This is a genomic window from Pseudomonas sp. SZ40, assembly GCF_052958135.1.
This window is the reverse complement of the sequence record NZ_JBQWIF010000006.1, coordinates 177,992-191,748: the sequence shown is the minus strand read 5'-3', so window position 1 is coordinate 191,748 and position 13,757 is coordinate 177,992. Positions and strand designations below refer to the sequence as shown.

Annotated in this window: 9 protein-coding genes; 3 read left to right on the top strand and 6 right to left on the bottom strand. The window is 63.8% G+C overall.

Annotated elements, in window-relative coordinates:
• The first annotated feature begins 300 nt into the window (after positions 1–300).
• The 3 genes from ACT9T4_RS07850 (at position 301) to ACT9T4_RS07840 (ending at position 5,762) form a co-directional block, all read left to right on the top strand.
• Positions 301–2,664, top strand: a complete 2,364-nt coding sequence (locus tag ACT9T4_RS07850) for a TonB-dependent siderophore receptor (RefSeq protein ID WP_499116349.1) — start codon at positions 301–303, stop codon at positions 2,662–2,664.
• Positions 2,661–3,506 (top strand): alpha/beta hydrolase, encoded by an 846-nt coding sequence (locus ACT9T4_RS07845; protein WP_499116348.1) that lies wholly within the window; start codon positions 2,661–2,663, stop codon positions 3,504–3,506. The genes ACT9T4_RS07850 and ACT9T4_RS07845 overlap by 4 nt, the downstream gene beginning before the upstream one ends.
• Positions 3,507–3,869: 363 nt before the next feature.
• Entirely contained in the window at positions 3,870–5,762 is a 1,893-nt protein-coding gene (locus ACT9T4_RS07840) for a PhoX family protein (RefSeq protein ID WP_179539425.1), read from the top strand.
• Positions 5,763–5,789: 27 nt separating this feature from the next.
• Here the strand turns inward: ACT9T4_RS07840 and ACT9T4_RS07835 are convergent, their stop codons facing one another.
• The 6 genes from ACT9T4_RS07835 to ACT9T4_RS07810 all read right to left on the bottom strand — a co-directional run bounded on the left by ACT9T4_RS07835 (position 5,790) and on the right by ACT9T4_RS07810 (position 13,749).
• On the bottom strand, positions 5,790–6,302 hold the full coding sequence (locus tag ACT9T4_RS07835; RefSeq protein WP_231570180.1) for a TadE/TadG family type IV pilus assembly protein: 513 nt from the start codon (positions 6,300–6,302) through the stop codon (positions 5,790–5,792).
• Positions 6,303–6,346: 44 nt separating this feature from the next.
• The gene (locus ACT9T4_RS07830) at positions 6,347–8,419 is read right to left on the bottom strand and encodes a pilus assembly protein TadG-related protein (protein WP_499116345.1); all 2,073 of its coding nucleotides are present in this window, start codon (positions 8,417–8,419) and stop codon (positions 6,347–6,349) included.
• Between the two features lie 2 nt (positions 8,420–8,421).
• The gene (locus tag ACT9T4_RS07825; protein WP_042554493.1) at positions 8,422–8,889 is read right to left on the bottom strand and encodes a TadE/TadG family type IV pilus assembly protein; all 468 of its coding nucleotides are present in this window, start codon (positions 8,887–8,889) and stop codon (positions 8,422–8,424) included.
• Between the two features lie 292 nt (positions 8,890–9,181).
• Complete coding sequence (locus tag ACT9T4_RS07820; protein WP_042554487.1) at positions 9,182–10,360, bottom strand: beta-barrel domain-containing protein; 1,179 nt, start codon at positions 10,358–10,360, stop codon at positions 9,182–9,184.
• Positions 10,347–12,509, bottom strand: coding sequence for a type I secretion system permease/ATPase (locus ACT9T4_RS07815; RefSeq protein ID WP_499116342.1), 2,163 nt, complete (start codon positions 12,507–12,509; stop codon positions 10,347–10,349). The genes ACT9T4_RS07820 and ACT9T4_RS07815 overlap by 14 nt, the downstream gene beginning before the upstream one ends.
• Positions 12,499–13,749: a TolC family protein gene (locus tag ACT9T4_RS07810; protein WP_257026960.1), complete on the bottom strand. Its 1,251-nt coding sequence runs from the start codon at positions 13,747–13,749 to the stop codon at positions 12,499–12,501. The genes ACT9T4_RS07815 and ACT9T4_RS07810 overlap by 11 nt, the downstream gene beginning before the upstream one ends.
• Positions 13,750–13,757: the final 8 nt, after the last annotated feature.

The following is a 13,757-nucleotide window of genomic DNA, read 5'->3' as shown; positions in this document are numbered from 1 at the left end:
CTGCTGCCGGTGAGGATCGTCGAGCGTACGCGCTGGTGGGTACGGGTGATGCCGTTGGCCTGAGGCGGGCGTTCGATATGGTGGGCTGAAGCCCACCCTACGCCCAGTGCCCTGAAGTAATCGGACGGTATCTCGCGGGCCCTCGGCTGTAGGGTGGGCTTCAGCCCACCAATAGGGTTTTCCCCAAAGCAACAGCCGCTTGCGCCTCGAGCATTCGATGCAGGCCCGTCTTTCCAATCGTCTGTCGGACTTTTTCGATTCATCCGGTTAGAGGGGATCACTCTCTCAATGGATACCCTCATGCGTTCTGCCAGCCCCCTGCCGTTTCAGCTTCAGCCTCGTACGTTGTCAGGTGCCATCTGTCTGGCGCTGGCCTTGCTCGGTGGCACGGCGGGCCTGACGGTGCAGGCGGCCCCGGCCGATGCCGCTGCCCCGCGCATCGCCGCCGGGTCGCTGGAGCAGGCGCTGAGCGCCTTCGCCGAACGTGCGGGCATTACCCTGTCGTATTCCCCCGATGTGGTCCGCGGCCTGAGTAGCCCGGGCCTGGCCGGTGGCGGCTCGCTGGAGGAAGGGTTGGCGACGCTGCTCCGCGGCAGTGGGCTGGTCGCCCGCAAGACCACATCGGGTTACGTGGTGCTGCCGGGCAAGGCCGAGGCCAGTGTGCAGCTCGACGCCACCAGCATCGAGGCCACGGCGACGCAGAGTGCCTTCGCACCGGCGGGCGGTTACTTCGCCAGCAATGCCAGCAGTGCGACCAAGAGCGACCGGCCGATCCTGGAAACTGCCCAGAGCATCAGCGTGGTAACGGCCGAGCAGATCGCCGATCGCAAGGTCAACGCGGTCGAGGATGCGGTCGCTTACACCGCTGGTGTGCGCACCGGCGGTTCGGGGCTGGATCCGCGCTTCGACACCATCAGCGTGCGCGGCTTCGATACCACCATGACCGCAGACTTTCTCGACGGCCTGCGTCAGCCCTACAACAGCTGGCTCTCCATCTATGGCACCGAGGCTTACGCCCTGGAACGCATCGAGGTGCTCAAGGGGCCGGCTTCGGTGCTCTACGGGCAGATCAGCCCGGGCGGTATGGTCAACCGGGTGAGCAAGCGTCCGAGCCTGCTGGCCAGGAACCAGGTGGAAATACAGGCCGGCAACCACAATCACCAACAGGCGCAATTCGACGTGGGTGGTCAGCTGGACGAAGAGGGCGACGTGCTGTTTCGCACCGTCGGCCTCTACCGGGATGCGGAAAACTACATCGAACAGCTGAACAACGATGTACGCATGATTGCACCTTCGCTGAGTTGGCAGATCGACCCCGACACCAGCCTGACCGTCCTGGCCCAGTATCAGGAACGCGAAACCGCGGCGTCGCCGATGCTCTATCAGGACGGAGGTCGCCTGAGCGACTTCTGGCAGGGCGACGAGTACTTCGACAAGCTCCAGCAGCGCCAGTGGACGCTAGGGTATGAGTTCGAACACGCCTTCAACGACACCTTCAGCCTGCAGCAGAACCTGCGTTACGGCGAACTGGATACCACCAACCAGTACCTGCAGCCCACCGGCACCATTACCAACGGTGTGATGGAACGCGGCGCTGTCGGGGTGTACGAAGATATGCAGTCGGTGACCACCGATACCCGTCTGGTCAGCCGTTTCGCCACTGGGCCCGTGCAACACACCCTGCTCAGCGGGGTGGATTACGCCTGGTTCGACGGCTCGGTGTTGTATGCCAGTGGCCCCGGGCCGTCCATCGACATGAATGCCCCTGACTACCATCAGCCCGTCAGCAAGCCAGGCAATGTGCTCACCGATCAGGACAACATGAGCCAGCGCACCGGCCTGTACCTTCAGGACCAGTTGGAGATCGACCGCTGGCGCCTGTCGGCTGGCTTGCGCCGTGACCGCGCGCGCATGCGCGTCAGCGACAACCTCACGGGTGGCAACAGCACGCGTACCGATGCGGCCACGACCTTTCAGCTCGGCGCTCTGTACCTGTTCGACAATGGCGTGGCGCCGTATGCCAGCTATGCCGAGTCGTTCCAGCCGCAAAGCGGAAGCAACGCCAATGGGCCACTGAAGCCGACCGAGGGCAGGCAGTATGAGGTGGGCCTCAAGTACCAGCCGCCAGGCACCAATACCTTGCTGACTGCCTCGCTCTACCACCTTACGCAAGAAAATGTCGTGACCCGCGATCTGCTCGATCCACTCAATAGCGTACAGACCGGCGAACAGGTTTCTCGCGGCCTGGAACTGGAGGCCGTCACCGATCTCAGCGATCGCCTGCACCTGACCGCCAGCTACAGCTACAACGACCCCGAGGTGACCAAGAGCAACGACGGTAACGAAGGCAAGGATCCCAAAGACGTACCGCGCCACCTGGCTTCCCTGTGGCTGGACTACAAACTGCCGTTCGGCCTGGGCTTCGGGGCTGGCGCCCGCTACACCGGTAGCGTCTACGGCGACAACCTGAACACGGTCAAGAATGACGACTACACCCTGATCGATGCCGGTGTGCACTACGACTTCGGCGGTGGCCTGGATGGCGTACGCCTGGCCCTCAATGCCCGCAACCTGACCGACAAGCAGTACGTCAATTGCCAGGACGGCTTCTGTTACCGCGGCGAAGCGCGCAGCATGGTCACCAGCCTGAGTTATAACTGGTGATCGCGATTGGCTGGTGGCGTGGGTTGCTGAGCGCGCTGCTGCTGGGCAGCCTGGCGGTTGCCCAGGCCGAGCCGGTGGTGCTGGACGGTACCGAGCAATGGATGATGAAGAGCGCCGAAGGGCGCGAGTACCGCATCATGATCAGCCTGCCGGAGGGCGACGTGCCCTACACCGGCGGCTACCCGGTGATCTACCTGCTCGACGGCAATGCCTACTTCCCGGCCTTCCACGCTGCCAAGCGTGCTCAGGAGCGGCTGCGCGGGGCGATTCTGGTGGCCATCGGTTACCCGAGCGACACGCCCCTGGACTTCGAGCGCCGTGCGTTCGATCTCTCGCCGCCGCAACCCGCCGAGCGCAATACACCACCCCAGGGTGGGCAGGATCTGTTTCTCGATGAAGTCGAGAAACGCCTGATGCCGAGGGTCGCCGAACGCTTCCAGGTCGATCAGGATCAGCGCAGCCTGGTCGGCCATTCCTTTGGTGGGATGTTCGGCATCTACACGCTGTTCACTCGCCCTGCGCTGTTCCAGCATGTGGTGGCGATCAGCCCGAGCCTGTGGTGGCGTGATCGCTACCTGCTGGAGCATGAACGGGCTTTCTTCGAGCGTGCCCACGCCGGTCAGCTGGATCTTATCCACAGCAGCCTCACGCTGTTGATAGGTGACCGTGAGGCCCCGCAGGGAATTCAGGACGCCCGCGCTCTGCAACTGCGCCTGGAGGATCTGTCGCAGTACGGGCTGCGCAGTGATTTCCAGATAGAAACAGGCGAAGACCACACGTCGGTGGTGTTCAGAGTGGCTTCCCGGGTACTGGAAGAGCTGACGAGTACGCGGCGTTTTTGACCCGAAACATGCCGGTTCGCGCTGTCTGTGCAGTGTTCAAAAAATATCCAGAGTGCTGAAGGCCCCGAAATACGTGGCACCTGAAGCTTTATCCACAGGTACTCATGGATTTTATCCAGAGTCCCTGTGAGTAAATCATGCTTGCTGATCAGATTCTGTACACTCTCCTGTAGCGCCCGTGGCGTATGGCCTGTAGCAGAGAGCTACCAGGTTATCCACAGAGTGGGCCACCGTATTTGTGAACAGTACACAGCCTGTCGATAACGTCGCTACGGCCTGACACGCGCTGCAAACAACTGTCATCCAACCGTCATGTCATTGACATAGCGTCCCTGCCAATCAGAACAAAGCAGGAGCGCCGTGATGCATGACGATCAATTGACTGACCTCGAACGCCTGACCCTTTCCCGCCGTCGCTTCATCGGCGCAGGTGCGCTGACCGGTGCGGCACTGTTTCTCGGCGGTGGCCTGCTGGGGCGCAGCGTATTGGCCGATTCGATCAGTGCCGCTGCCGGCAGCTCTCTGCTTGGCTTCGCCAACATCGCTGCTGCAACGGCCGACACCATCACCCTGCCGCCCGGCTATTCGTTCAGTACCTTGATCAGTTGGGGTCAGCCGCTGCACGCTGGTGGCCCGGCGTTCAAGGGCGATGGCAGCAACACGGCCGCCGAACAGCTGCAGCAGTTCGGTGACAATACCGATGGCATGAGTTTCTTCCCCTGGCCGGGTGACGCGGATCGTGCGCTGATGGCCATCAACAATGAATACGTCAATTACCGCTATCTGTTGGCTCACGGTGGTTTGCCGAAATCCGCCGAGGACGTGCGCAAAGCGCAGAATGCCGAGGGTGTGACGGTGATCGAAGTGCGTCGTGGCGCCAGTGGCTGGGCGTTCGTGCAGGGCTCGCCCTACAACCGCCGTGTACATGGCAACCTGCCGATGGACGTCAGTGGCCCGGCACGTGGCCACGAGTTGCTCAAGACTGCCGCCGACCCGGCTGGCATCGAGGTGCTCGGTACCTTCCAGAACTGTTCCAGCGGCCAGACGCCCTGGGGCACCTACCTGACCTGTGAAGAGAACTTCAGCGACTGCTTCGGCAGCAGCGATGCCAGCCTGCCGTTCAGCGCCGATCAGAAGCGCTTCAGCGTGTTGCACGCCAGCGCGGAAAACGAGTGGCACCACTTCGATCCGCGTTTCGATCTGGCGAAAACACCCAACGAACTGAATCGTCACGGCTGGATCGTCGAAATCGATCCGTTCGATCCTCAGGCCAAGCCAATCAAGCGCACCGCCCTCGGGCGGTTCAAGCACGAGAACGCCGCCCTGACCACGACCCGCGATGGCCGCGTGGTGGTCTACATGGGCGATGACGAACGCGGCGAGTTCATCTACAAGTTCATCACCCGTGACCGCCTCGATCGCGGTGATGCCAAGGCCAATCGTCATCTGCTCGACCATGGCACCCTGTATGTGGCGCGTTTCGACGAGGGTGACGGCAATGCCGATCATCCCAAGGGGCGTGGCCGCTGGATCGAGCTGACCGCAGGCAAGAACGGCCTCGATGCCGAGAAGGGTTTCGCCAGCCAGGGCGACGTGGTGATTCGGGCGCGTCAGGCGGGCACTCAGGTCGGCGCCACGCGGATGGATCGCCCCGAGTGGATCACCGTCAGCCCGCTGGACGGTCAGGTCTACTGCACCCTCACCAACAACAGCAAGCGGGGTGAGGAAGGTCAGCCGGTGGGCGGGCCGAACCCACGTGCCAACAACCTGTACGGGCAGATCCTGCGCTGGCGCGAAGGCGGCGATGACGCGGCTGCGGAGGATTTCGAATGGGATCTGTTCGTGGTCGCCGGCAACCCCGTTGTGCATGCCGGTACGCCTCAGGCCGGCAGCCACGCGATCAATGCCCACAACATGTTCAACAGCCCGGATGGTGTCGGCTTCGACGGTGGCGGCCGCCTGTGGATCCAGACAGACGGCAAGTACAACAACAAGGGCGACTACGCCGGCATGGGCAACAACCAGATGCTCTGCGCCGACCCGAAAACCGGCGAGATTCGCCGTTTTATGGTTGGCCCGGTGGGCTGCGAAGTGACCGGGCTGGCCTTTTCACCGGACTACAAAACCCTGTTCGTGGGCATTCAGCATCCCGGTGAGGAGGGTGGCTCGACCTTCCCGGATCACCGCCCCGGTGTCCATCCACGCTCTTCGGTGATGGTCATCAGCCGTGACGATGGCGGTGTGATCGGCGCCTGAGGGCGCCTCTAAAAACGGGAGGTTTTGTTAGAGGGTCACCGTGGTTGCCCCCCGTATGACCACATTGCCGCCTTCCTCCGGAAGGCTCGGAATGCTGATGCCGAGCAGCCTCAGGGTCGGCACGATGGCCCTCTGGTCGCTGGCGCCCTCGCGGTTGTAGAGGCGTTGCAGGCACACGTGCAGCACGTAGCGCGGGGCATCGGGGTCACGGGCATCAAGGGCGATGTTGCCGTAGGAGGGGTGGCCATTCTGGCCGGGCAGGCTGGTCCAGCTGAAGCCGGCGGCATCCTGCTCCGGTGGTGGGCAGTTGCCGCCCAGCCAGCTGTCCGGCAGCCAACTGCGCTCCACCACGCGGGTGATTTCCCGGCTGAGCAACTGGGTGTAGGCGGCGTTGCCGGGGTCGACCTGCAGGGTGGCGCGGGCCGCGTCGGCGCTGACCTGCTTGAAGGTCAGCATCAGCAGCATGGGAATGCTGTAGGCGATGATTGCGTACACCACCACGAAGAACACGCCGAACAGCACGGCGAATTCGATGGCCACCGCACCTCGCTGTGAATCTTTCGCCGCGCGCTTCACATCACACCTCATCGAATCAGCTGGGGGATGCCGCAGCTGATGCTGTGGACCTTGATTTCGCTTTTGCCCAGTTCCAGACCGAGGCTGGTGAGCAGGCTACTCACGGCCGTGCCCACGGAGTTGAGCAGCGGTTTGATCAGATCGATTACCGGATTGAGGATGGTGAGCAGCAAGGGCTGGGCGTTGCTACCCAGGCCAAGCGAGCTGGCCAGGCCGGTCAGCACGCTGTTCAGCAGCCCGCCCTGGGGTTTTGTCTGCAATGAAGTGATCAGCTCATCGCGGCAGCGCGCCTTGTTGGTGGAGCAATTCACCAGACTCAGCTTGCTGTGCCATTCATCGGGCATGGTCGTATCCAGCAACAACAGCACGGGTCTGGGCCAGGTGAGGCCATCCTTTTTCATGGCGTCTCGAATGGCATCCTTGCTGCTGTGAGCCGCGAGGTATTTATCGGCGATCTGCGCAGCCTGGGCGGGGGTGAAGCCCGGAGAACCGTCCGCTCCCTTCGGCACCCCGAGCCCTAGCATTCTGGTGACCTGCGAGAGCAGGTTGGCGATCGAGTCGCCAATCTTCAACTGATTGACCTGGGTGATCTCCGATTCGTCCTCGGCGAGCGTCACCTCATCGCGAACTGGATTGGTACCGGTGCCAATCAGCGGCACTGCAGCCTTGCCCTTGATCAGGTCGACGTTCAGCAGCCGGAGAATGCGGGCGTCCTGCAGGTTGGATTCGGTGCAGCTGGCACGGGTCGACCACAGCGTGCCGTTGGGCATATCGCCAATACAGATATTGCCGACCGTGGACTCGACGTCGATGGTCGCCTCCGGCTCTGCCCGAGAACAGTCGATATCCGTCACTTCGCCTTTGGCACTCACCAGATCGATGATGATGGGCAGCTTGATCGAGGTGCCCAATATATTGAGCAACGAGTTGGCCAGAGGTACACCGGAGCTGTCGATATCGATGTGCATGCGAGTCTGGGCGTTGAACGCTGTCGTTCCAACGGGGCCGATACCGATGGCTGGCGGCTCCACGACGCCAAGCTGCACCTTCACCAGGCCGAGAAGGTTCAGTTGATCCACCAGCAGGCCGCGTCCCTGAACGGCAGTCATCAGGCCTGTGGATAACACGTCGCCAAGCGCCAGTTTGGCATCCAGTGCCGAGCCGACGGCCTGGCCCGGGCCGCTGACGAGCTTCAACAGGCCGGGGCGTTCGTCGGTCGCCAGCAGGTTTACCGTGGCGTTCTGCAACTGCGAGTTCGCCAGGGTGCTGCCCAGGGCTTTGATATCGGCGGCCAGCGCCTGGTTGTGGTCGACCAGCTTCGCCGATACATCGACCAGTTTCTGAATACCGATCACCCCGATCTGGGTATCCACCAGGTCTACCAGCCCCTCGGAGGTCAGCGCCCTCAGTTGGTTTATCCCCAGGTTCACGCCAAGTGCCTGCAGCAAGCTGGCTGGAGTCACCTGAGCATTCGCCAGCCCGTCGGCGTCGAGCAGGGTCAGGCCGCTGAGGTTCACTCCGGCGGCCTTGAGCAGCCTCGGCACCACGCCGTTGCCGTTGAGGTCGAGCAGTTGCGAGCCGACGCTGAATACCGTCAGCGGGTCGCTGTCTTTCTCGGCCACCGCAACGGCTTGCAGGCTCACGGTGGCATTGCCGGGAAGGCCGAACAGGCCGCCGGTACGCACGATGATGCTGGCGGGCACCCGGCTGCTGGTGACCACCCTGACGGCCCTGCCAGCGGCATCGATGGTCGGTACCCGGAGGCCATCGACGATCGTGATGCTTGCGCAGGAGGAGGCCAGCGACTGCAGGTCGCTGCCGGGGAAACCGTAAGAGGTAGCGTTTTCCAGGGCGTAGAGCTGTGCGTTGACGGTGTCCAGCGCGCAGTTTCCGGCCGCGAGTCGGGAGATCGATTCCAGGGCTGCGGTGTCGGCGAGTTTCTGCAGCTTGCGCTGTTCCAGATACAGGCGCCCGGTGTCCACCACCAGAGAGAGAAACAGGATGGCCATGACCAGGGTCGCGGCGCTGAGAATGCTGAACGCACCGCGCTGGCGCTGCAGGTCGGATCGAATGCGCTCCATGCTCAGCTCCCCGACCCGGCGTTGTACAAGCGAATGGTCGCCTCACCGCGTATCTCGCTGGGCAACTGTGGCACCTTCCAACCGAAGATGGAGAATGGCGGCATGATGCTTTCGGGGTTGTCGTGGCGTACGCAGACGCTCCACTGCGCACCGGTTTTCAGGAAGCCGTCGTAGCCCGCGCAGGGTTGCATCCAGGCTTCCGGCAACCAGGAATTACGCATCGTCTGCAACACGCGCTGCTGATAGAGCGCTTGCTGTTCCGGCGTGGGCGCGCGGGTATCGGGCGAGCGAATGGCATCGCGCAGGGCTTCGGTGGCCAGCTCCTGATAGGTGGCGCTGAGCAGGAAGGGAATGCTGTAACCCACCAGGCCGTAGAAGATCAGGAAGAAAATGATGAAGGCGATGGAAAATTCGACGGCGACGGCACCGCGCTGCTTGTGAGCCGAAGGCATTTCTGAAGAGTGAGGCACTTCCCTGATCCCCATGCCGTTGCAGTCGCTCGATGCGGCGAACGCGCAGCAGCCTTCGTCGAGCGGCTGGTTGCGCAGGGCACGGCCACCTGTACATGGCGTCGGCAGGGATGATGCCGATGACGCACAGAGGTCTTGCCAGTAGATACTTAATAGCAAGCGGCCATGCGCCACGCCATAGCACTTTGTGACTAACACCAGGCGGGAACACCGGCCTGTCGGCGTGTCGCCCGCGGCAGTCGACGACTGGGCGTCTCGAACAGCGAAGAGGCCTGCTGCGCCCTGTCGGGTTTCAGTACAACTGCGCCTTCAGCAGCGGCCTGAGCAGGTAGTTGAGCACCGTGCGCTTGCCGCTGAGGATATCCACCTCGGCCACCATGCCCGGAATGATCGGCAGGATTTCGTCGCGCCGCTTGAGCTGGCTGCCGTCGGTCTTGATCAGCACCTCGTAGTAGAACTCCTTGCCCTGTGCCGTCTCCTCCTCGATGGTGTCGGCGCTGATCTGTTCCAGGGTGCCGGTCAGGTAACCGTAGATGCTGTAGTCATAGGCGGTGATCTTCACCTTGGTGGGCATGCCGGGCACCAGGAAGGCCACGTCGCGGGGTTTGATCCTCGCTTCGATCAGCAGCCGATCCTCCACCGGGATCACCTCCATGATCGGCTCGCCAGGCTGGATCACCCCGCCGCGGGTATTGATCAGCACGGTGTTCACCCGGCCGCGTACGGGTGAAAGGATTTCGGTGCGGCGCAACTGATCCTCGCGCTGCTGGACGATGGGCTCCAGGGCGCTGAGTTCGGCCTTCTTGCTTTGCCGCTCGGTGTAGGCATCCTGGAAGTAGCTGCTGCGCAGTTCGGTGAGTTTGCCGTTGAGCGTCGCGATCTCCTGGCTCAGCTTGAGTGCTTCCATCTGGCTCACGGCACGTTTGGCCACCAACGGCTCGACCAGGTCGAGTTGCTGTTGCGAGAGGCGGATCTGCCGGTTGATGGCACTGACACCATCCTGCAGTTTGTCGCGCCGCGACTTGAACAGCTCCTGCTCGGAGCGGGCCAGGGGGCTGGCGGGGTCGATGTCCTCGGGAAATGCGATGCGGTCCTTGCCGAGCACTTCGGCATCCAGGCGGGCGATGGTGGCGCGCATGGCCGCCGACTGGTTGGCCGATTCCTGAAACGAGGTACGAAAGCGCGTTTCGTCCAACCGCACCAGGGGTTGCCCGACCTCCACCAGATCGCCTTCGCCGACCAGCAGACGATCGAGAATGCCACCCTCCAGGCTCTGGATCTTCTGAATACGGGTGAACGGCACCACCCGGCCATCACCGCGCGTCACTTCATCGAGCTCGGCCCAGGCAGCCCACGCGATGGCCAGCAGTACGGTAGCCAGAATCGTCCACAGCAGGGGTCGGAACAGCGGGTGGGTGGCGCTGAGCAAGGGGTCTTCGAGCTGTCGGCGCAGCCGGTCATTGGACGGCATGATTGCCTCCTCGGCTTTCCGCTGGCGCGTTCACCACGTTGTCCTGCACCACCTGATCCAGGGCACCATCCATGATCACCCGGCCCTGGCGCATCACCACGGCGCGCTCCACCAGCGAGAGCATGACCTTCTTGTGGGTAACCAGAATCAGGGTGCGCCCGCTGATCCACTGCTGCAGGTACTCGACCACCTGCCTTTCGCTGGTCTGGTCGAACGAGGACGTCGGTTCGTCGAGCAGTACGATGGGCGGATCCTGCACCAGCACGCGCACCAGCCCGACCGCCTGGCGCTGGCCGCCGGACAGGCTGGCATTGCCCTGAATGGGCATGTCCAGACCCAGCGGATGGCTGCGCACCCAGGCGCCCAGACCGACGCCGTCGAGTGCCTCGAACAGTTCCTCGTCGCTGACCGCGGCACCCTCCAGATTGAGGTTGTCGCGCAGCGTGCCGTAGAACAGGGCGATGTCCTGAGGCAGGTAACCGATATGCCGGCGGCGATCCGCTGGATCGATCTGGGTCAGGCTGATGTCGTCGACCATCACCCGCCCGGCGCTCGGGTCGAGAAGCCCGGCGAGCAGGCGCAACAGGGTGGATTTGCCGGCGCCATTGCCACCCAGCAGGGCGATTCGCTCACCGGCACGAATGCTCAAGGCGTTGACGTCGACAATGGGCGGCGCATCATCGTGGCTGAGGCGCAGCTGCTCGAGTCGATAATCACCTGCCAGGTTTTCCTTGCGTACGAAGCGCTGGCCGGCGGGGCGCTCCACCGGGCCGGTCATCAGTTGGTCGAGGCCTTCGAGGGCGACCTTGGTGTGCTGCCAGCGGCCGAGAATGCCGGCTATCTGCGACAGCGGCGCGATGGTCCGCGCGGAAAGAATCGAGCAGGCCACCAGCGCCCCCATGCTCAGGTAGCCATCGCTGATGCGGTACACGCCGAACACCACCACGCCGACGTAGCAGAGCTGCTGCACCGTGCTCACCCCGTAGCTGAGTGCCGAGGTCAGGCTCTGGGTCTTCATCGCGCTGCCGGCGAGCTGCGCCGTGAGGGTTTCCCACAGGTGCATGCAGCGGCCCTCGGCACGGCTGGCCTTGACCGTTTCCAGGTGCTCGATGGATTCGAGCAGGATGCCGTTCTTCACCGCCCCCTCGCGCAGATTCTGCCGTGACAGCCGCGCCAGGCGCCCCTGGGCGAGCAGCCCGGGCAACACCATCAGCACCGCCGCGACCGCAGGCACCCAGACCACATGGCCACCGATCAGGGCGATGATCAGCAGGAAGATGAGCACGAAGGGCAGGTCGCTGATCACCGCCGCGCTCGACGAGGTGAAGAACTCGCGCACCGACTCGAACTCGCGGATCTGCGTGCTGAAGGCGCCGACCGAGGCGGGCTTGGCGCCCAGCCGGGTATTGAGCACCCGCTCGAACAGCAACGACGACAGCTGCAGGTCCAGGCGTTTGCCCAGGGTCGTCAGCAGGTGCGCGCGCAGCCCGCGCAACAGGCTTTCCAGGACGATGGCCAGGGCCACGCCACTGGCCAGTACCCACAGGGTGTCGAAGGCGGCGTTGGGCACCACGCGGTCATAGACCTGCATGGCGAACAGCGCAGCGGCAATGGCCAGCAGGTTGGCGATGAAGGCCGCCACGGCGACCTCGACATAGGAGCGGCGCAGGCGCTTGAGGGCCCCGTAGAACCAGTGCTCGCGAGTTGGGCTGGCGAACTCTTCGGCACGCCCATCGGGGCGGTAGCGGCATTTGGCGAACACCGCCATGCCGCTGTAGAGGCTTTGCAGGTCGGCGATGGCCAGACGCTGTACGCCGCCATCGCTGTGGGGCACGAGAATATCGGCCTGTTCGTCGTGCTGGCTGACCAGCACCACACAGCGTCCGTCTTCGAGCAGCAGCAAGGCGGGCAGCAGGTAATCGTCGATCCGCCTGAGCGGCTCCTCGGCGACCCGTGCGACGATATCCGCACGGCGCAGGGCCCGGGCGACCATGCGCAGGGGCAGGCGGCCCTGCTCCAGGGCGATGCCATCGGCCAGTTCGGCCCCCGTCAGCGGTCTGCCGAGCTGGCGGCAGAGCAGCACCAGGCCCTGACGCAGTGGGTCCTGATCGCCTCCCTTGCCGGCTGCTGCCAGGTTGTCAGGATCCATTCAGGCTGTTCTCCAACAGGGGGCCGAGCAGACCGATCTGCGCGGCGGCACGGTACTCGAGGCGCAAGCGTTCGACCTGCAGCACGATCAACTGGCGCTCGGCCTCGAAACGTTCACGTTGTACGGTAAGCAGGTCGATCACATCGCGGCGACCGACCTCGAACTGTTCACGGTAAAGACCGCCGACCTGTTCCGAATCCCTCACCTGCACGGCGAGGGCATGTTCGCGCCAGAGCAGGGAATCGCCGATATCGAACAGGCTCTGCAACTGGCGGCGGATGTCGCGCAGGATGGCGTCCTGGCCCCAGCTGGCCGACTCCAGGCGTTGCGCGGCGGCAGTGGGGCGCTGGAAGTTGGAAAGCCCCTGGAGGGTGTCCATGCGCAGGCGCAGGTTGACCATCGAATCGTTCTGCAGGCGCCCGCCGATTTCCCGGCGTGTCGCCGAAGCCTCCAGATTCAGCTGTGGCAGCAACGCTGCCTTGGTGCCTCTGAGCTCCGCCTCGGCCAGGCTGGTGTCTTCCATGGCACGCAGGTACAGCGGCGAGCTGCTGATGATGCGCGGCAGGTCGCGAGTCGCCAGGTAGCGCTGCATGGAGGGCGGCCGTGGTTCGGCCAGGCCCTCGGGGGGCGCTCCGGTGAGCAGCGCGAGCTGGTTGCCGGCATCGAGCAGGGCGCCTTTTTCCAGCGCCAGCTGCTCCTGGGCGCGGGAGATTTCCAGGCCGGCGCGATCCTGCTCGCTACGGTCCGAATAACCATCCGCACCGCGCGCCTCGGTCATTGCCCGGATGTCGTCGAGCAGACGAATATGGCGGCGTACGGCATCGATGCGGCGCTGCGCGACCAGCACGTCCAGGTACGTCTCGACGATATCCAGGGCAGCATCTTCGCGGGTGACTTCTGCGCTGGCCGAAAGCTGGCGCTGGGTCGCCTTGGCGGTATCCACCTGGCTGTCCACGCGGCCCCAGTCGTAAAGCATCTGCGAGACGGTGACGTCGTAGACGGCCTCGCCGATATCGAACTCCTGCGGGCCGCCGGACAGCGACAGCGACGGGTAGTAGCCACCCTTGGCGATCTTCACCTCGGTTTCCGCCCGTGCGGCCTCGGAGAGCGCCGCACGCACCTGTGGATGAATCGCCAGGCCGTTGCGTACCGCCTGGTCCAGTGGCATGGCCTGCACGGACACGGGCAGGCACAGGGCGATTGCAACGCGAATGACCCAGTCACGACGACGCGTATCCATACTGCGCA

Excerpts from the sequence above, each read along its gene's own strand:
- ACT9T4_RS07850 (WP_499116349.1), top strand. The coding sequence starts at position 301 with ATGCGTTCTGCCAGCCCCCTGCCGTTTCAGCTTCAGCCTCGTACGTTG.
- ACT9T4_RS07840 (WP_179539425.1), top strand. The coding sequence starts at position 3,870 with ATGCATGACGATCAATTGACTGACCTCGAACGCCTGACCCTTTCCCGC.
- ACT9T4_RS07830 (WP_499116345.1), bottom strand. The coding sequence starts at position 8,419 with ATGGAGCGCATTCGATCCGACCTGCAGCGCCAGCGCGGTGCGTTCAGC.
- ACT9T4_RS07820 (WP_042554487.1), bottom strand. The coding sequence starts at position 10,360 with ATGCCGTCCAATGACCGGCTGCGCCGACAGCTCGAAGACCCCTTGCTC.
- ACT9T4_RS07815 (WP_499116342.1), bottom strand. The coding sequence starts at position 12,509 with ATGGATCCTGACAACCTGGCAGCAGCCGGCAAGGGAGGCGATCAGGAC.
- ACT9T4_RS07810 (WP_257026960.1), bottom strand. The coding sequence starts at position 13,749 with ATGGATACGCGTCGTCGTGACTGGGTCATTCGCGTTGCAATCGCCCTG.